At 66.1% G+C, this 21,800-nt stretch carries 2 protein-coding genes; both read right to left on the bottom strand.

What is annotated here, in order from left to right; translation table 11 throughout:
* Window positions 1–63: 63 nt before the first annotated feature.
* Window positions 64–20,046 (bottom strand): M3 family metallopeptidase, encoded by a 19,983-nt coding sequence (locus ABZ803_RS21420; RefSeq protein WP_357040897.1) that lies wholly within the window; start codon window positions 20,044–20,046, stop codon window positions 64–66.
* Complete coding sequence (locus ABZ803_RS21415) at window positions 20,046–21,770, bottom strand: hypothetical protein (protein WP_357040895.1); 1,725 nt, start codon at window positions 21,768–21,770, stop codon at window positions 20,046–20,048. Before ABZ803_RS21415 ends, ABZ803_RS21420 begins: the two co-directional genes overlap by 1 nt.
* Window positions 21,771–21,800 lie beyond the last annotated feature (30 nt).

Genomic DNA, 21,800 nt, shown 5'->3' with positions numbered 1-21,800 from the left:
GGCTGCGGTGGCGAAGCGAACGTCGAAGATAGCCGAGGCGCGACCTGCCGCGCTTCCCTTCTTTCACGGTCGCCAGGACCGGAGGATTTCGAGTTCCGCGCGTGGCGGCAGCAGGTCGGTGTGACCGGACAGCTGACGCACTTGGATGACGGCCTCGCTGAATTCGGTCTCGATGAATTCGATCAGTTGCGGGGTGAGTTGTCCGGCGGCAGCCAGCGGCGCCAGTTTGACGGTGTCGTTCATGACCCGTTTGAACTTCTCGACCCGGGCGAATTTGACCATGTCGGGGCCACCGAATGCACGAGGCACCTCGATGCCGGGAATGAGATGGTCCAGCCGGGCCCAGTCGTAGGCGCTCGGGCCGTTGACGGCGAGCTCCCAGTCGAGCAGTGTCACGCGTAACTCGTTGCTGATGAGGAAGTTTCCCTCGTTCGGGTCGGCGTGCAGGATGTGGTGGCGGGACTCACGCATCGATCGAGCGTCGTCGATCAGCGGCTCGAATGGGTTTCCGCGGAGCAGGCCGAACTCGTCGAACAGGTGACCGAAGCGATCGAGGTGCCGCCGATAGAAATTCTCGACGTACCAATCGATATGATTCAGGTACCAACCGCCGGTGTCTCCCTTCGTGACGCCTGGTGGTGTCAGTTGATCCAGCAGCGGATGGTTCTCCGGTATCGTGCGCAGCTGCCCGTGGATGTTCGCGAAGGTCCGCAGTATCAGATCCTGATGGGACCGGATCGCTCTCCGGTCGGCTCGCCGGAAAGTCTCGGCGAGATTCTGTCCCCGCGCGAGCCTTTCGATGAGAATCGGCGCTGAACCGTCGACGACGCGCCCGTCCGGCATGCGGCCGGTGATGACTTGCAGTAGTTGCGGTGCGTTTCGAACGTATTGAGAGATGACCGGCAGAGTCCTGTGCTCAGGCCCGAAACGTGGATCGTAGCTGCCGGTATCGGGTTGACCGATGCGCAGGACCAAACCGAGGTCTTCGAGGACGACGGTGGTGTTGTAGGTTCCCGTCAGGGCGTCGTGGAGCAGTGGTTGCGCTGCTCGGTACACCGCCACGCCCTCGTCGTCAGTCATGACGTATCCCCGGCTGCCCTCGAGGGGGCGGTATTCGTGGGCGGAGAGCAGCTGCGTGAGATCACGGACGGTGGTGGGCGTCTCGATCAGTGGAGCGGTTGAACGGCCGGCGGCCTCGGGTGCGGATTCGATATCGGCGCCGTGGCCGACCACGATCAGTCCTATGGTGTCGGGATCCCCGTTTCGGTCGCGATGGGGATTGAGTGTGTAGACGCGCTCGGTACCGGTATGGAGCTGGCTGGCGGTAAGGAGGCGGTCGTCAGCCGAGCCGGGCACGAGAACGATCTGGTCCACAGCGCTGCTGAGCGCCAGCGTCTCGGCGGACGAGCGCAGCACACCGATGCCGTCGCCGTGCCCGACTACGGTGGACAGCCGCACCATCCGAGACCAGCTCTCGTCGCGGCTGTCGAGGGCTATTTCGCGGGTTGCGTCGTAGATCATGAGTTCCCTCGCCACGATGTCGCCGGCTACGTCTCGCGCTTCGATGACGTTGCCCCTGGCCGTGGGGTCCGGCCCGGCGCTGTGCGAAGGCGCCTCGAACCCGCGCGGTAAGCCGACAGTGAACATGATCGATATGCGGTTGTTCCGTGGCGCGTGCTGTTGGGCCACCTCGTACTGCAGGCAGGCGTGATCCGCCCAGTACGCCAGATCGGTGACAGGTGTATCGGCTGCGGTGACGTTGAACGCCATGAAGGACGCGTGGTCGGCTTCCCCGATCGAGACGACAGCTCGACCCGTGCCGCCTTGCGTCACGGGATCGTAGGAGACCAGTAGCACCGGTGGCGGAGGGGAGGCGTCGACAGGAAGTCGGTAAGCCATGTTTCTGACCTCTGCCAGCTGCTCGCGCAGCGCGGCGAGTTCACGCCGGCGCTCGGGCGCGACGCGGCGGGATTTCAGGTCACGGGCGAGCGATAGCCGATTCGCCAGATCCCGCGCCCGATAGGGGATTCCGGCGGCAGCCCCGATGATATGCGGATACTGTCTCAGCACCGCCAACTGAATCTGGGATACCGAGAAGTCTGTGGCGCCCGCCAAGAGACTGCCGATCGGTGTATTCCCGCCGGTCCATGTCCTGAGCTTGATCCACCATCGCATATTCTTCGAGACGATGTCGAAAGCCGTCTGGAACAGATCTGCGGCATCGCCGTGCTCCAGCAATGACCGAATCTCGGCGCCCCGACCGTGGACTATTCGCAGCAGGTCCACCGCGGTTGCCGCGAGGGCGCGCTCGTCATCGGTGGTAGCCCAGTCCCACGGCAGGTCGCGGTCCAGCCGGTGCTCTCCAAGGGCGTACTCGATTCCCGGGCTCTGACTACCCCGCCCCCACAGCGCCCGTACTCCCCAGTGGAACCAGTGGGCGAGTGAGGGCGCCGATCCGATGTCGAAATATTCCGACAAGGTCTCGTGTATGCGCCGTGACCGGACTTCGGGCGATCTGCGGGAGCACGCGGCCGTGATGTCTTCGTATAGTCGATGAACGCCGTCGGCTGCTTCCTGGAGCGAGTAGATGACGGTCCAGTTTCCGAAGCGAGTGATGACCTCGGTCAGCAGTTCGTCGACTTGACGAAGATAGTCGAGTCCAAGGGTGAAGTTGCTGGTGGGGAGCAGGTAGAACGCCGCATCGAGCAGATGCGGCAGGGCAGTCGCGGCCGTCGCTGCGAACAGGCGGTCGGAGCCGGTTCGGGCCCGCTCCAGCGCAACGGCGTGGACGGGCAGTGACTGGAAGATCGTGGTGTACCTCGGGGAAAAATTCTTGCCGGATTGCGGCCGCAGCACTGTATTCATAAGACCGGCCCACTCCGTGACCATGCGAGCCATCGTTCGACCGTGCTCCATATTCCGCACGAAGGACTCCGCCAGCCGCGCATGTTCCGCTGTGGGGGCGGCAGACGGCTGGAATGAATCCTCTTCGAGCCAGATGTCGTGCCGTCCGGCTTCTTCGATCCGGAGTCCCACTTCCGCGAGATGTGACGGAATCGTGTGATGCGAAGCGTCCACCGACCAACGGTGCTCAGCGACGGTGCGGGTCACCGCGTACGTGGCGTCGAGCACGGCGGTCATGGCGTCGTCCAACTCGCCGATGGCGCGTCGCTGCGCCTGTAGCCATGGCCCGAGGGCGAACAACTCTGCATAGGTGGTCGGCGCGGTAGGGGGAACGCTGTCGCCGAAGCGGCGAGTCGCTTCGGCCACGAGCGCGCTCAACAGGCGTGCCGGATTGATCACGCTGTCGGTCACCGACGGCGGTTCGCCGCGATGTATCGCCGCTATCTGACCGGTGACCCTCCTGGTGAAGCCGACCAGCAGGTGATCGAGATGGTCGTCGGAGAGGCGTGCGGCCCATTGCTGGAGATTTTCGAATGTGGCCTCGGCACGGAAGGTCGACAGCGCGGCGTTGGCTATTCGCTCGGCTTCGCTCCGCCCACCGCCCATCGCCCCGCCCTCCGGGTCATGCGGATGCCCGGCATGCGCCAGCACACCGTCGGGGAGACCGCGCCGCACACCGCGGAACGGATCCGACACCGTCGATGTCGGATCGAAAACGAGCCCATCCAGACCACGGGCGCGCTGCGGCGGAAGATCCAGCGCCACAGCCGGGGCATGGTTGTCCGGCGCGGTGGTCGGACTCGGCTCGTCGGGTTCGGTGACTACGTACACCGGCTCGTCGGGTTCGGTAACCACGAAGAGCGGTTCCTCGGGGTCGTTTTCAGGGGACGTCGACGCGCCGGAGCGCGCCGCGGTCTGCTGTATCAACCGGTCAGCGAGGTCGCGGATCTGGAGATACGTCGGCATCGCTCGAGTAACGCCATATTGCAATCGGTGGGGGAAGCCGAGCGCCAAGGCCACGCTTGCGGCCATTTCTTCGATCCGGTCGGCGTCGGGATCGGGCGAGGTCGCTTCGTCGACGAGGCGGATCGTGTCTAGCAGGACTCTCATCACGGCGAGTAGACCGAAGTATGGCAGCAGGTGAAGGGGGATGTGGTCGCGGTCAACCGCACCGGGGGCACGATGCCTGGCTACTGCCGCCTCGTAATCTGGTGGGCCGTACAGAGCCAGGCCGAAGTCCACGATCATGCCGCCGCCGGTTGTCCGCAAGACGTTGGCTGTGGTGATGTCCGCGTGGAGCACGCGGAACGGCTGGCTGCGGAGTTCGCCGACCATTTGCTCCAGGCTTTCGACCACCGATTCGGAGAGCCGCAACTCATCGAACGCGACGCGATACGGCTGGATTTCGCGGTAATGCCGGTAAACGCGCTCGAGGTATTCCATCATCATCCGGAAGAATCCCACCGAGTCGCCGGATTCCGGATAGTCCGCCGGCAGTCGCAAGGAGCCCTTGCGCAGTGGCAGCGAGTCCCGCTGGACCTGAATCCGGGTGAACAGCTGTGCCAAAGTCGACATGGCCGAGCGAAGTTCATCGTCGAAGACGTTGGTCACCGGTTCGCCGTAGATCCGCCGCTGGATCGCGAAGATGATGTGGCCGTCGGAATCCCGCTCCACGTGCAGCACCTGTGGCACCGGCAGCCGCTCGCCCGGCAGCGCCACCTCCGCGATCGCCCGCAGCGTCTGGTACTCGTCCGGCCAGAGCACGAAGTCCAGCGATGTGCGCGACGGCTCGGGTATCAGCACCGCGTAATCGCCGATCAGATAGACGTCTTTCTGAGATCCCGAGTGCTTTTCGCCGTACCGGACCCCTGCCTCGTGCAGTGGCCGGGCCAGCTCGGAGGGCATCTCTTCGCCCTCGTCGCCGCCGAGGTGCCGGTACTCCCGTTCCGGAAGAAGTTCCCGCAGTGCGGGATACTCCGAAAGAACCGCCTCGAAAGTAACCACGAAGACCGTTTCGGCGGGGTCGGACTCGTCCGCGTCGTCGCCGATGCCGGTCGTCGCTGTCTGCACGGATTCCGTCGCATGGAGCGGCCGGTCGACCACTTCGCGGCCACCCGGGTTGCCTGCTGCGGGGAGATCGGCAGCGGGGTTCCGGCAGGCCGCACAGTTGTCCTGATACTCCTCGACCTCGGTTTCTGCCTTTCGGCCGAAGCCCCTTCGGTTCCGCATGCCGAGCTGCTTCAGGGTGGAGCGACTCGAATCCAGTAGGTGATGGGATAGTTCGTGGAGCAATACCCGGCCGGCTGCCGCACCCTGACGGCGCAAATACGGACGGACGACCTCATTCAAGTACTGCACTTCGAGCGGCTTGGAGGCGATCTTGTCGAAGATGGCCACCGTCAGGTAGCGCGTGAGCAGGAATTCGGGGGATTGCGATTCCAGCTCGCGGCAGCCGGGATAGTGCACGGTCCACAGTGCGTCGTGACTGAACATCAGCCACAGTGCGTACTCTTCCGGAGTGAGGACGGGATCACGTCCGGCCACCATGAGGTTGTAGCCTGCGGCGTAACGGCCCGCCACCATGAGGTTGTGCCCCTCGGCTCGAAGCAGGCGGCCCCCCACGTAGGCCAATTCGCCCTGGCGGATCTGCTTGGTCTGGGGCAGCTCGTCCCCGGACACTCTCCTCCAGAACTTCTCGAAGGGCGTCATCTCCTCCACGTCGGCGCGATTGGCCTCCCGTACCTCCGCGTCGGCGTGCATGGTCCGCTTCTTCCCGGCATCGATCTCGCCACGGCCCGGAATGACCCGTCGTTGCCGGATCGTCGCGGGTCCAGGAGTCGCGTTGGGGGCCATCAGCAGTCGCTCGGCTCCGAGCGTCAACCGTACGGCCGCGTCGACCCCCGCATAGAGCGGTGCCCGTCGAATCGCTCGCCGCCTCATCCAAGCTTTTCGCTCGCTGCTTTCGATCCACTCCCGGCCGGATAACGAACCCTCCCGCGGCATCGGAAATTCCCAGAAGTACGAGAAGATCTCCTTCCACGGCCTCAGCCGCTCCATGAGCTCTTCCAGAGAGGGATCGGCGGGCATCACATGCGCGGCGGGCACGATCAAGCTGTTGGTCGGGTCGGCGGGCACGATCAGGCCGGCGGGAGTTATGCGAATACCGCCGCCGGTGTTCTCGCGAGCACCTGGCTGTCCTGCGGAGCGAGATCCGTTCTCATGGTGGTCGGTCGTTTCGATCTCGTCGCCACGCGGCGTCGGTTGCGCGGCGGGTCGACTGACCGAGGCGTTTCCCGCTGATTCTCCGGCAGCGGGTGGTTGCTCGGGCCGGCGACCGCCCCGACCGACCGCCCAGGCGTCCGGCCCGAGACGAGGGTCGACCGCATGGACCATCCCGGGGTCGAATCGCCGGCGCGGGGGCGGCACTGTCCCTATATCCCAGGCTTTTCGTTCGGGGATGTCGAGGGCCATTCCGGCGGGGCCTGTCCCCGATGCTCGATGCGAGTCGAACGGATTGGTCTGCTGAGCCGTTGAACGCCGCTGCGGGGAATTGGTTCCGCGGGTCGTATCGGGATTGCTCGCGGTGGTCTGAGCTGCGGACGGTGCCGCGGCGGTCCGGGCATCGCGGGAGTATTCGAGCAGCGTCCTCCGCCGCTGCTCGGCGGCGGCCACGGTCTCCGGTGCGAGTGCGATGTCCATCGCCAGGACCTCGGCCGGAAACGCCTGAATCATCGCCGCGCGCAACGCCGGGGTCAGCCGCTCGTTCCACCACGACTCGAGGTCGGTGCCCGGCGGGCGTTCGGCGGGCGTGGTCAGCCATTGGGGCGTCGCGTTCGCTCCGAGTTCGAGCAGCGCCTCCGGCCACAGAAGACGCTGGTCCGAGAGGAAATGCTCGAGCGCGGGTTGCGGTCCGATCAGCCGACGGGTCGCTTGGGCGAGATCGTTCTCTTCGTACCGTAGGATTTCATCGAGAATTATTTTCCCCGTCTCCGGCGTGAGTCCACCGTGTTGCTCGATGCTCGGGTCGATCCGTAGTCCGAAAACGATCAGCGCGAGGACGTCGCTCAGCAGATACGACCAGTACTGACCGGAGTATGTCCCGAAAGCTCCCATCTGCGCGAAGAGATGGCGGAACCACTGGGATGGATAAGGATTACCTATCTCGGAGAAACGAATTCCCGCCTGTGTGAGAATTGCCTCCTCGAATTCCTGTACCCTCGCCCGAGGATCCCTGCCGAAGGGGACCTGTGCGGAGGACAACGAATTCCATCCGAGGTCGATGTATGCGCCCGCGAGCCGAAAGACGGTGACGGTGCCCCGGTATGCCGTCCGCCACTCGTCCAGCTTTTCGAGCATTTCCGGAGGCATCGGTTCACCGGTACGGTGGTGCACTGCGTAGTTCTGGACCACATCAGGATGTTTCCAGAACTGCTGGAAGACCTTGGCGACGAACTCTATCCAGGCGAAGACCAGGTGTCGCTTGGCCGGTTCGTGGGTACCGGCACCGAGGAGGAAGTGCAGTGCGTGACCGAACTCGTGGAACAGCGTGTCGACCTGAATCGGGGCCAGCAGGGTGGGTTTTCCGGCAGGCGGTTTCTCCAAGTTCAGGTGGACGCTGATCAGCGGACGTTGACCGGTCGGCGTGAACTTGAGGCGAATCGGGTCCGTCCATTCTCCACCATTCTTACCCTTGCGCGCGTAGGGGTCGAAGTAGAAATTGGTGAGGTGCTGTCCTTCCTTGTCGAGAACTGCGAACACGCGGACGTCTTCGTGCCATACCGGCGGTTTGCCGTGCTCGACGAGTTCGGTGATGGTGAGTTCGAACAAATCCTCGGCGACACGGAACACACCGTTTTCGAGCACCCGATCCAGCTCGAAGAACTCCCGTATCATCTGTTCGTCTATCCCGACCCGCCTGCCGATCAGGACATCGAGCGCGCGATATCGGTCCCAGGGCTGGATCTGCTCGGTGCCGATGGCTTCGGCGAGGAGCGGCAACTCGACCCGCGCCGCCGTGGCCGCCGCGCGCGCGATACGGTCCAATATGCTCCGCACAGTTGCAACCGAATCGAAGATCCCGGAGGACATCACATATTCGGCGTGGTTGTTCTTTCCGGTGATTTCGGCACGCTCGGCCAGCTTCCTGACTTGATCCAGGACATTTTGCGAGTTGTCGTGGTCGACGGTGGCCAGCGCCGCGACTTTCTCGTAGATCCGCTGACGCAGCGCTGGATCATCCAGATAGGTCAGGTATGGGTACCAGACCCCACTGACCGAGGGAGGCTTGGGTAACAGGTATCCGCTGTCTTCTCCGGCGCGCGACCTAGCGCTTTCTATCTGGTCCCCGGTAAGGCCGCGAAGTTCACCGGCGTCGTCCACCCGGATCTCGATATCTTCGAGCGCGCGCTCCTGATTGTCCTTGTACCCGGTTTGTAGTACCGCTATCTCGGAATTCAGTTCGGAGAGCCGACGCTTTTCCTGATCGGTGGATAGGTATGCTCCGGCGTTCTGGAAATCCTGGTACTTTCGTTCCAGGTATCCGAACTCTGTGTCGCTCAGGTCCAGATCGCTGCGATGCTCGTGCAGGTACCGGAAAATCTCGGCCAATGCCGGGTCGGTGAGAATTCGGTTTGCATGCGCATCCTGCAACTCCGCGACCGCCGGCTCTGCTTCCGCGGTGGCAGGATCCCGATCGACTGCGGCTTTCTGGGCGAAGAGTTGTTTCACCGCGCCGAGTAGCAGACCCGACCGGGCGAACGGGCGCAGCGCGTTGTCCGCGGTCCATGGCCCCGGAGCGCCGACGATCTCATCGATGGCGGCAAGCTGCATCCGCATCGCATATTCGAACACGGGCGGAAAATGCTCCGCTTTCATGCGGTCGAAGGCAGGATCCCCGGCTGGGTTCAGCACCGCCGCGAGTACGGGATTCGTCGCGGGGTCGAGGCCGCCCGGCGCGTCCGGCTCACCGTCCGGCGTTCGGGGCGCTCCCTTGATCGGGTGTCGCGGGTGCAGCGCTGCGGACTCGCCGCCTTGCTGTCCCGACTCCGAGCCGAGGGGAACCGTGATCGCCGCGCCGGTCTCATCGAAGAACATCCCTCGCGCGCCGTGTGGTCCCGTTGCTCCGGCGGACGGCACGTGATTGGCACGCAGCACACCCTCGACCGGACTTCGCAGCTCGATCCGCGTCGTCCCATCCGGGGAAGCGCGGCGCACCAGCAGGTAGGGATCTCGTTCCGGCGGGACGACAAGTGCTGAGACACCGTCGCCTCGATTGCCCGACGACTCGTCCCACGCTCGTAACCGGGCCTCGATCTCAGCGGCATCGGCGAAGTGCTGCGGCTGCCCACCGGTCGCGGCCGCCAGGACCTCCACTGCCGTATCACCCGGGCGAAGACGGGACGGTATCGCGATGTCATCGCGGCCGGTGACGTCACGGAAGTCCTGCAAAAGCAGCGATATGTCCGGATCGCCGGATGCTTGTCGCTGTGCCCATCGGGCCAAGAACTCTGCCGGCGATGAGCCGTCACGTGTCACCGTCAACCAATGCAGCACTCGCGCCGGATGGGTCAGCGGCAAGGATGATTCGACCGCACCGGCCCTTGCCCCTTCGGCTACACCCTCGACCGGGTCGAACGTATTCGTCACGGGGTCCGTGAACGTCAACAAGGAATAGTGGGGTAGCAGGGCAAGCCATTCGGTGTACCCGAAATCGGCCGCGATCAGACCCAGTTCACCATAAAGCTCATAGGCCGCCCGCAGCATCGCCGGTGCGAGGTGATGGAGCACCCAGTTACCCTCGTCCGCTACGACGTGGATGAACTCGTGATGCGTCAGCTGGTAGATCATGTCCTCGGCCGACTCCGCCCAACGATGGTCCGCGGTCTGTTCCGCCCACGCTCGCGCGAACTCCGGATCGGTGAGGATCTTGCTGTTGAGGGTGACAGTTACGTAATAATCCTTGGTATCGGGAGTAGTGGTGCCGAAGCTCTGGGTCAGACCGAAGCCCTCGATTTCGTCGTCGAACCTGAAGTACCGCAGAGCGAAACGGCCGCCGTATTCCGCGATCAGATCTCGCAGCGCACGGTCGGCGGATTCGACGGCCCGCACCGGAACGACCGAATCCTCCCACCCCCGAAAGCGGATGCGGTGATCGTCGTACAGTTTTCGAACGATGCGCGCTTTCGCTTCGAGAGCTCCGCGGGGCGGCGGATCGACGACGCTGCCGCCGCTCGGTTCCGACCGCGGCTCGTCGAATCGAGCCCACACCTCACCCCATTGCTCGACCCCCGACACGGTGGCGGGGTCGAGCAATTCCCGCACCTCCGCACCGATCTCGGCGTGGCTGAACAGCGGCGCATGCCACGTGAACATCTCGATGTCGGGAGATCGCTGGGGGCGGTATTGGTCGACGTCGAACGACACGTAGAGCGATCGGGCATCGGCCTGCGTGGACATCCGCAGTGTGAGCCGCGCCGTCATGTCCTGCACGGCCGTCTGTTCCTCATACCACTCGATGCCGCGCCGTTGTAGTGAGCGGGTGTAGCGCTCCATGTACGTCATCGCATTGCGCCCCGCACCACGCACCAACTCGGTCGCGGCGTCGATCTGACTCCGATCTCGCCAGCCGCGCTCGCGCATCATGTCGGCGACGGCCATCGCGACCGCCTCCAGATCCTCCTCGGTGCGCAGACCATCAGGTGCGTGCAGCGGAACGAATTCCACGGTCAGATCCGGATTCAGATCTCCTCGATCCGCCGGCAGATCTCGTACCGCGGCGACGGCGGCCTCGTCCGGATCCATTCGGGAGTGCCTGCGTTGCCCTCCTCCGGGGACCCAACCACCCCCATCTATCTGGAGTTCGCCGAGTTCGCGCAGCCGTTTGCGTATTTGGCGCGGTTTTCCGAGATACGAGGGGCCACCGTCGGAGAATGCATCGGCGCCGCCGATGTCGTTCCAGGGAGGGACGCTCGCGTGCCCGATGAGGCCTACGTTCCTGGCGGCTTGCCGTGGTTCGGAGCCCTCGCGTGGGTTGGCCGAATCTTCCGGTTCGGCATCGGTCGTCGGTGTCCGGCTCTCGTGGCTCTCACGGAGAGCGCTTTCGCGATTCGGTGTCTCGGGTTCGGACGCTTTCGCCTCCGGCGCCGCCGTTGGAGGCCTCCCGGCTGCCTGTGCCGACCTCGACGGCTGGCTCGGGTTGCGGAAGAAATGTGACCAAGGGATGCCCGCCGCGTCCAGCAGTTGTCGCAGGTGCTCGTCCGGAGGAGACACGTGGAACACGACGTAGTCGATGTCGGCGACAGTGGCGCCGTGCACCTGTGCCTCGATATAGGTGCTACCGGTGAACCGTTTGCCGGTGTAGTCGCGGTCGATGCCTTCGAGTCCCATATAGCCGAGCGTCTTGTGCCCATGCGGAGTGGCGGCGAACGATTCCGGTTGCGGATCGGTGACTTTGCTCGGGATCGCCACGACCGATTTCGTATCGCCGGCATTGGCTGTGGTCCGTTCTTCCACTGCTGGTTTGAAGACGACGTCGATGTCGCCGTACTGAGCGAGCGCGTCGCCCGCGTTCACCCAATACGACGGTGCCGTGCGGATGAACCCGTAGATGGGCCGTGATTGCGCCGGAAGGTCGGGTGGATAACCGAACAGGGCCTGCTCGAGTGCCACCCGGCCTGCCAGCATGCTACGTCCCATCCGACTCTGCCCGGCGAAGTCGAACTCGGTCTTGAACCTCCCGCTTTCGAGGATGCCGCGCAGCGATCCCGAGTTCACTCGAGTCACGATCTCGCCGTCGAATATCTTCCGCAGTTCTTCGGCCATCAAGGTGCGGAGCCGATCGAGCGGTATTCCCAACTCTTCCGCCAGCGCGGCCGCACGTCGCTCGTTTTCGGCGAAACGCTGGACGTAGGCCCTTTCTCCGGTATCCGGGATGCGCTGTTCGACCTCCACGAGCAGTTCTTGCACCTGTCCATCGGCGGCCTGCACCGCATCGAGATAGCGGTGCATCAACTCCAAGGTCGTGTTGCTCGGCCTGCCGCGCGAGATCGGCGTCGCGGCGGTCGACGGTTCGTCGATGTGGTCCTCGGGGGGGAGGGCGCCGGCATCGACCGGTCGTAGGGCCCGCCCGCGGGCCATGTCCGGATCGGCAGGAGCGATGTCCTCGCCGAGTTGCTGCTGTCGCGACTCCAGCGTGTTGCCGCTGCCCCGCCGGGTCAGTATCAGAGCATGTGTAGTCTGCGCCGCGAACGGCAGGTTCCCGGGGTCGAACACCGCCTTCGGCTTCGCTGCCTGCCGGTCGTGGATCCAGAGGTGCTTTCCATCGTTGTGCAGCAAGAACAGGTGGCCGATCGCCGTACCGACCGGACGGACGTTCACCAGCATTCCCGCGCCGGGCCCCAGATCGGTCATGAGCTGCGCCACTTCACCGAGACCGTCATCGAATCGCCTGTGGTGCGCTCCAGCCAGCCAGGACACCGCCGCTGCCGGAACCGGCCCGTCCACGTCCACCGGTTGCCGCACGTCGAATCCGAGATCCCAGGCATCGGCGAACGCTCCTACCGCACATGGCAAATCCACTGCGTCGGTAGCTTCGATGTCGCTGTTGCTGTCGGCGGGTTCATCGGAGTCGCGCGGGCTCACGGTGCCGACCGGTGCCGTGGGCTGGGCCGGTCGTCGGACAGGTACGGGCGGCGCGTCTGGTGACGCGGTGCCGGCGGTCGGGCCGCTCTGCCGCTCCGGTGCCCGCGGCGACGTGGCGGTTCGTTGCCAGGGTGTCGGTCTGCCTGACTTACCCCGGGCGAGCGGCTCGGCCTCCGGCTGAGCTGACGGAGCACCGCCGCTCCACGGTGTCTGCCGGCCTGCACCCTCCGGATTCTCGAGCTGACCTGTGCGAGGTCCGGTCCGCGCGGCAGCCTCGGCCGCGAGCCTGCGGCGTTGTGCTTCGAAAATGTCCCGCAACAGCCCTGGGTCGCGAGCCGGCAGTCCCCAGAATCGGCGGACGATGGCGTAGCTCGCCGCGTACTCCGCGATGCGGTTGGGGTCCGGCTCACCCTGTGCGACCAGTTCCACCGCGCCGTGGACGACTCGCCGGACGTGCAGCAAGCTCTCATAAATGGGCACATTGGGTGGTCTGAGGCGCGATGGCACATAATCACCCGCCCCGCGATGGTTCAGCCACGCCCAATCGAACGCCGGGTCTCCGATCAAGGCTCCAGCCCAGCCCGTTATGGCGGTGATTCGGCCTCGGTCGATCCGGATGTTCTCTCTGCCGAGTCGCCCGTGGAGCACCTCGAACCGGGCCGGAATCATGAAGATCGCTTGCTCGAGTATCGCGGCGAACGGGTCTCGGCCAGGAATTTCCAGGTCGGTGAACATTTCGGCCCAGCCTGCTTGCCGATATCGCAAGACCTGACCCGTCCACTGCTCGGTGAGAAACCGTAGGAATCCCTCGGTGTCTCGATCCTCCGGGAAGCCGGGAAGCCACTGTCGCAGCGGTTCTACCGGTACCTCGCCCAGCGCCCGCCGCAGCCCTTCCATACTGCGCAGCACCATGGCCCGCAGTCGATCGAACTGGAAATCGGTCGGAACGGCACCGAGCGGCCGCTGCTCGATGAGCACCGGCGTCGAAGAATCCAGAATCCGGCCGTCCGGCAGCCGCACATCCGAGAGCAGGTGCAGAACCTTGCGGAACCGCTGGACGTGCGGCGGCATCATCTGCCACAACTGGTGCTCCGGAAACAGCGGTCTGCCATCGGCGGTGGACGCATCCGGGATCCGCACGGAGAAATCGCCGACCGTTGGAGTCCCGCTGCGAACCGCCGATTCGAAAAGTACGTTGGCCTCGTATCGAGTCATTCGGTACCCGGCATCGCCACCCAGATACCGGTACAGTTCCGCGGGCCCGACGACGCGCAGCGGCGGCGCAACTCCCTCGCGCTGCACGAACGTGTGCCCCACTCGATCCGCGGCTTCGAGCACGCGACGCTTGGTTTCCGGCGCGAACTCTCCTGCGCCTCTGAGCACCTTTTCGGCAGTACTCTGACTGACCCCTGCCTCGCGAGCGACATCGTGCGTTGTGGCCGACTGGAGCAGGCCTCGATTCGCGTAACTCTCGATCAGCTCCCTGGGTACCTTCTGCGCCATGAACCGGGCCACCCGGTACACGCGCATGTAGATCGTCTTCGGCTTGCTGCCTTCCGCGGCAGCCATCTCGTTGACGGTGCGCCGCTGCATGAAGAACTGCTCGAACGTCTTCTGGTGGAGCGGGTCGAGTCCCGGTGCGTAAGGCGCCAGTACAGCTGGATCGTGCCGCTGCGTTGCCCGCGTCAACATCACCGCCTCATGGTCGGTGAGCACCACACCACCGGCCAGCAACGTTGCCAAGGCGGGGACGACTTGCTGGTACAAGGTGTCCTTGAGTCTTCTGGGTGAAGTGCCCAGCGCCTTCGCCCTACCGGGCAGCAGGAGCCCGGCGACCTCGCGCTGCCGCTCGGGAAGCATGTCGATATGTCGCGCGAGTTCGACAGGATCCGCGTCCTGGATCAATCGCCATTGCTGTCGGCGCTGGGCGCTCTGTCCACCCACGACCACACCGAGTTCGGCGGCGACCATCTCGACCACGCGCTGCGCGGCCCTGCGCTCCACCCTCCGAACCGTCCGCGATTCCCAGGCAGACGGCATCGATTCGGCGATCTGCGTCGCCGTCTTGTCCTGTTCGAACCGCCAGACGAGGACCTTCTGGTGGTCGGACGGCAATTGGTGCACAGCGCGCAGCACCGTCGCGCGATCGGCTCTCGCCAGCAGCCCACCCTGCGGCCCTGATTCGGTGTTTCGCGGACCGGCGTAGGAGGCCCATATCCCGTCGCGCAGCCGCTCATATCTCCGGTGTTCGACGAGGACATTGCGAGCGATGACACCCAGCCACTGCTTGATGTCCTGCTCTGCACGCAACCGCCCGATTCCCGCGGCGGCACGGGTGAACACCTCATCGGTCAATCCCTCGGCCGCGGCTCGGTCGCCGGCCATCCTGGCCGACATCCACTGGACGATCGGATCCGCCAAATCCGCACGCAGCCGGTCGAACGCCACGCTGTCGCCATTTCGAGCCGCGCGTACCAGCGCCGGTGTGCCGGGCGCTTCCTGGACAGGGTCGCTCTGTGCGCGTGTTCGCGGCGTGGCGACCTTCGGCGGTGTAGTCGGCGCATCGTTCCGGGCGGCCCCTGGCGGTGGCGGGGCGATGCCGGGCTCGGGTGCCGTGGACTGCTGCCAGGGCGTGGGACCGGGTCTGCTCGGTCGGGCCGACGGAGTGCCGCCGCCTGGGTTCGGTTGTTCCTGGACCTCGTAGTCGGCCGTGGCCGGGCGTTGATCGCCTACGTGAGCACGCTCTTCGTCGTCGGAGATGAGCGGTTCCGCCGGTACTCGGCTGCCCGCCGGCGGTTGATCGCCCGAGCCGAGTGGGGATTCAGCCGGCTGGACCGGGTCGCCGTTGGTATCGGTCGGTGGTGTGGTCTTGTCGCGCTCCGGATGTGGATGGTTGGTTGGCTCCTCGGGTTCGTCCATACCCGAGAGCTGGCCGGTGACGGGGTTTTTGTAGTTGAGTACGCCCCAATCGAGTCCGTCAGGTCCGAGGATGCCTGTCAATGTCCGGTGACGCCTGCGGGCGGGACGATCGGATGCGAACGGATCGATGTCCTGGAAGGACACCACTGGGCCCGGAGACTGCCTGCCGCCGCCCGGCTGCTCGGGACGGCTCGGCGGGGCGACGTCCGTCGGTACGAACTTGTCGGCTGCGCCATCCGGTCGAGTCGGCTGCCGGCCACTCGGGGAACCGCCGCTGCTTCCTGTCTTCTCCGCGCCGGCGACCGGGGCGGTATCCATCAGCGGAAGGTTGCCTGTGCGTAGTGCGAAAGCCGCCATCCCCGCGCGATGATGGGTACCGAACTTCTGGTTGATATTGAAGACGTACGTTTTCACGCTCTGTCGGGTCAGGCCCAGCGCAGCGGCTATCTCGTTGTCGTTCTCGCCTTTCGCGACCAGGCCGAGCACTTCTCGTTCACGAGGCGTCAGCTCGGGCCGGGCGGCGCCATCTGACGCAGTCGCATCGATCGGGGGAATGATGCCGGTGCGGATGACGATCGCCACCGACCCGGCTCGGGTGCCTACTCCGAGTTTTCGATTGATCCTCGACGCATAGGACTCCACAGTCTGCGGGGTCAGTGCGAGATCGTCGGCTATCTCGGCGCTGGTCTTGCCTTTCGCGATGAGGGTCAGCACCTCGATCTCGCGTTGGGTGAGCTCAGGAAGAGCTTGGCCGGAATCGCCTTCCCGTGTGGTGCGAGGAAGGACGTCCGTGCTGACGGCCACGGCAACCATCCCCGCCCGGGTGGGTGAGCCGAGCTTCTCACCGGCGCGCTCCACGAGGGAATCCACCGCCGCCACGGAAATGTCCAACTGCGCGGCGATCTCGGGGCTCGATTCGCCGTCCGCGACCAGAGCGAGGACCTCGGTCTCGCGCGGGGTCAGGCCGGGCAAGGGCGAGCGGGCGCGATCAGCGGACTCGTCGAGTGTTTGCGGCAGAATGTTGTCGCGGATCGCCGCCACTACCGCCGTTACTCGGTCCTCTGCGCCGAGTTTGCGTTCGATGCGGACGAGGTGGGCCCGGACCGTGGTTTCCTTCAACCCGATCAACACGCCGATTTCCCGGAGCGATTTGTCCTCCGCGACCAGCCGGAGTTCGGTCAGCTCGAGGTCGGTCAGCGTGCCGGTGCTGTCGAGCGGCTCCATCGGCAGCAAACGGACGAACGCCTTGATCGCGTCGCCCTGCAAGGGGGAGAGCTCTTGGCCCTTCTCGACCGCGGATACGACATCGATGACGCGCCTGCGCACCAGCGGACTCAACTTGCTGAGAATGGCCAGATCGAGTAGCTCCATCCGGGCCAGTGCCTGGCTCACCGGGTGAAGCTCCCCCGCGCCCTCGGTTTGCCGATAGGCGGTGGTGATCCCATCCCTTATGCGAGTGAAGTCGCGAGGAGGGCCGGCGGTTTCGCGGCTCGTGACCCGCCGCGGCTGGTTCGGGTCGTGTAGCGGACCGGAACGGTTGTCGGAGTTCTCCGCATCGGACCGCACGCCCGGCGTCGGCACCGAGATAGGCGCCCTTGTCGCGTCTTCCGGCGGTGGCGGAGGTGGGGGCGGCGGTCGTTTTTTGCGGCGCTTGGGTTTGTCCTCCGGCTCGGCACCCATCCGGGTGACCAGGCGCTTACCTTCCCTCTTCTTCGGTTGCGGGGCGGGTGAGAGGTGTGGGACTCCGCCTGTGGCGGGAAGGCGGCTGGGGTCCTCGCTGTATTCGAGGGAATGCGGGTTCAGGTGGGGGGCGGCAGGTTTTTGCGGAGCGCCTGGGGTTTCGGAGTTCGGTTCGGTCGTGTACCGGGACGGCATCGCCAGTGAGTCGGGCGTTTTGCCGATCCCGGCGTCCAGATTGGTTTCCGGTGCGGCCGAATGGCGGTCCGATAGCGGATTGGTGATGTCGGGTGGCCGTGGTGACGTGGGGTAGGGAGTGGTTCCCGAGTCGTCAGGATTCTGGAAGGCGCGGCCCAAACCGACGGAATCGTTGGGCAGGGGAGTCAAAGCGGGAGTGCGCGGAATGACCGGAATGGCATCGGCCGGTGGTTGGTCCTCCAATGGGTAGGAGACGCCGGGAATGGTCACGTAATCCCCGGCGGGCTTCTTCTGGACGTTGTGGTCCCGGGGGTCTTGTTGGACGCTGTGCTCCCGAGGGTCTTTCTGGACGTTGTGCTCTCGGGGGTCGTCCACGACGGTTCCCGGTGGAGTGGGGAACTCTTCCGGGTCGGCATCGGGTTCGTCGTCGGTGCCCGGCCGGCCGGCTGCGGCGACGGGGGGCGGTGGTGTCGAAGAAGTCTGGGAAGTGGCCGAAACCGATGTTGTCGGCGCACTCGTGTGGGCGGCCGGGCCGTGGGCACCCGGTGCGGGGCCCGCCAGCGGTCCGGTGCTTTGGGAGCCGCTGGGCGGTGTGGGGCCCAAGGGTGGCTTCGGTCCGCCAGTGTGCGAGGTGCCGCCTGCCGCGGCCGGGGCGGCCGCTGGCGAGGTTGCCGAGTTCGTCGCGTTCGGAGGGACGACGAGGTTTCGCGGCTCTGCCGTGGCGGAGGCATATCCCGCCTGCGCGGGGTCGGCCTTCGGTATCGCCGCACTGGCCTGCGCGTCGGGAATCGGCCTATCGGTCCCGGCGGACACTGCGGGTGGGGCATCGGGAACCGATTGCGCGTGGCCCGCGACGAGGTCGTCCGTTCCGGTATGAGCCGCAGGCGCCGGTGCGGCGTCCGTCGCTTGCGTCGGCGCTTCCACCGCGGGCGCGGTGGTATCCGCACTCGCCGGTGGAAAAGTCTGCGCCAGTTCCGCTTCCAGCGCGGCGATCTCCGCGTCGAAATCGACTTTGTGAACAGGATGTGCCTCGTGGGTGGTTGCCCCCTCGTCCAGCGATTCACCGGATGGTCCCGCCCCCGTCATGTCCTGGGATGCATGGCCCGCCGTCGGTTCCGGCGCGAACACGTACATTTCCCCGGCGGGTCCGTGCTCGATCACGATGGGCGCGTACGCACTGCTGCCGTCGTCGAACAGGACTTCGGTGCCCGGTGCGATGTCCGGTTGGGTGACCGCGCCTTCGGTGATCACGTTGATCCCCCGCTGGTCCGGACGCACCTGAGGATCGCTGATCTGGAACTGACGGGCAGGCAGTGGTGTGACCGGACCGCCTTCGGGATGTGCGGCCACCGCGACCCCGCCCCGTGCGGGCTGGGCGGTGTCCCACGCGGGCCAGCCGGTGCCGCCGCCGCGGGATGAGGGGTGTGACGACCCTCCCGACGGGTAGTCGGGCGCGATGCCGGGTGTCGTTCCGCCGCTGCCGTCCGGTAGCTGTCCGGGGCCGTCGCCGCCCATTATTCGGGCGAGGGCGTCGTCGACCATATCGCGGAGGATCTGATCGCCCTCCGCCATCATCTCCGGCGTCAGGTCGTCCGGCCGGTCCATGGAACCATCACCGAACTCGGGCCCGGGCCGCCTCGCTCGCGGCGCGTCCACTTCGCTGGTGGTGGAAACAGTTTCGGGAGTCGCCGTTTGCGTCTGGGGCGGCCGACCGTCCCCAGGCGCGGAAATCCGCACCGACGGCGTGGCGTCGGGGGGTGGACCCGAATCCGCGGACGCCACCGGTTCGGGTACGCCGGCATATGCCCCGGCCCGTGCGGCCCGCACCGACGCCCCGAGCGACCCGACGAGACCGGAGCCGAACCCGGTCCACACCATCGTGGCCAGGTCCTTGCCGCGCAGTTCGCCCTTCGTCAGAGCGAAGGCGGTCAGGCCGCCCGCGAGACCACCGGCCATCCCGCCCACGCCGCCCGCGGCGACGGTGCCGAGCACCCGGCCGCCCACTCGCATCGCCACGGGAGCGACACGACGACCGACCTCGACACCGACCAATCCACCGACCGCGCCTGCCGCCGCTCCGATCCTGACCTGCTGCCAATCCACCGCCTTCCGGTGGCCTTGGGCGATCTGCACACGCTGGGCGACATAGGGAACCCCGCCACCGATCGCCGTCCCGAAGAACACGCCTTTCGAGGCCAGCACGAGTCGTGGGTGTTCGGAGACGAACCGCGCGGCGCGCGTCAGCATGGTCAGCACCAAGTCGCGCCGGGCGAGTTCCATCCCCACTCTGGCCTCGGCGCGATCGGCAATCGCCTTCGCGATGCTGCCGGGTGGCGGCATCGCCATATCGATGATCACCTGCGCCAGCAGCGCTCCCGCGATCCCGATGAGGACGTACTGCTGGTACTCGATGGCTGTGGCGTTGTCGTACAACTGCCGCGCCATGGCGTTGTTGAACTCGATCTGCGCCCGGATCTGGTCGATGATCTTGCGGTATTGCTTCTGTACTTCCGTACCGGTCTCGCCTTCGACCGCCTTCTCCAGCTGCTCCACCGTCGGCTGGAGCCGATGCAGCACCAGGACGAGCCCGTTCGCCGCGTCCGACCAGGTGTCGGCGCTGCGCCGCATCGCCTCGGGATCCCCCTCCGGAAAGTGTCCCAGCACCATCGCGGTCAGCCAGTCGGGGAAATAGTCGGGAATCTGCACCATCAGGCGCTCGATCGTCCGCGCGCGTGCTCGACGACCAGTCTGTGCAGTACTTTTGCCGGTCCGCAGGCGCCCTCGCCACGCAGTTCGACTTCGGTGAACCCTTCGACCACCGCCGCTCGGGCGTCGAAGCGGTCACCGGAGAAGCACGCTCGGATCAGTTGGGCACGCCATTGCCGGTAACCGAGGACGATCGCGGCCAATGTGTCACCGCGGTCCCACGGCCCGCTGATGCGCTGGTACTCCATGAGCAACGACCGATGCGCCGACTGCCGGACCCGGGGCCCCGCACCCGCTTCGAGAATCCGGCCGAGGTCGTGCACGATGGTCGAATACATCGGCCGCTCACCGGATCCGGCTACCCGCTCGCCCGAGCGAATCGCGGTCTCGACCTTCTCTTCGAGCAGCGCCGGACCGGCCGCTGTGACACGGTCGAGCAGGATCCGCTCACCGGTGACCGGACGCTCCGCCTCTTGCGTCGCGCGAGCCGACGTCACACGCGACACCGCACCGTCCGGTAGGTCGGTGATCTCTATCCCGGCCAGCTCGATGTAGGGGTGTTTGCCGAGGATGCCGTCGACGGCCGCCGCGATTTCGTCGACCGTACGCCTGGACACACCGGAGGTGTCGAATCCGGCTATCCGGAGGCCGTGGCGAGCGGCGAGCTCCTGCGCGGCGGCTACCGCATCCGGATCCGTCCGTATCCGGGAGCGCTTCGCTTCCACCGGGGCAGGTTTCGGCTTGCGCCGTCTCGCGTCCTTGCCGGTTTTCCCGGGTTGGGCCGCGTCGGGCCGGGGATCTTTGCGGTGCGGCGGGTAGGCCTGGCCCGGTGATGGACCACCGGCGTTTCGCGACCACGGCGTGCCGGGAGCGTTTCGCATCCACGGCGAATCGGTGGGCGGCCTCGTCCATCGGCCTTCTGGCGTTCGCTGGACGGCGCCCGGTTGCGGTGCGCCGGGTTTGGGCGTCGCCGCCGCAGGGGGTGCGCCGGTAGCGGGCGGCGTGGCAGTGGCGGGGGACGCCGGGGTTCGCGCGGCCGGCGCGGCGCCTCGCGCGATCGGCGTCGCTCGGTCCGGAACCGAAGGCGTCGGGGTGGAGTTGGGTAACGGCTCCTGGTCAGGCGAGTCGGATCCGCCGATCGGGCCGTATTCGCCGGGGCTCGCGCCGGGCACGGTCGGATCCGCGGTCGGTTGGTAGCCGGGCTGCTCGGTTCCCCGCGCGGTGGTGGGGTCGTTTGCCGCGGTGGTGGGGTTGTACGCCGGAGCGGGGGAGTCGTAGGCCGGGGTGGGCGCGGTGGAGTCGCGAGCGGAATCCGGCGCGGCGGCATTCGGCGTGGAGACGGGTTGATAGGGAGCCGGGCTCCGCCACTGCGGCTGGTCGAACGGAGCGCTGCCGACCGGCCTCGAGGCGAACGGATCCCGATCGCGGAGTTGGGAGCCGATGTTCTGGTCCTGGTCCTCCAGCACGTTGCCGGCATCCGCGACGCTGCCGCTCATTCCGCGCAGATTGTGGACGAGGTTCTCGAAGCCGGTGATTCCCTTGTCGGCCGCGGGCTCGTAGCTGTCGCCGAAGATCCGGCCCGGCTCGTCGTCGCCCCAGCACCTTCCCTCGGCGGCGAGCCTCTGCTTCAGGCGCGCGAGTTCCTCCTGCGCCACGTCGGCGATCGCGGCGAGTTCCGGGGTCAGCGCTCGCAGCAGGTCGGTATCCACCCGCAACGACCGACCCATATCCCGGCAAACCCTTCACCCTGCGTCAAC

It is taken from the genome of Nocardia sp. NPDC047648 (genome assembly GCF_040642815.1).
GTDB lineage: Bacteria > Actinomycetota > Actinomycetes > Mycobacteriales > Mycobacteriaceae > Nocardia > Nocardia gamkensis.
The sequence above is the reverse complement of the archived record's forward strand: the minus strand, read 5'-3'. Positions and strand labels throughout refer to the sequence as shown.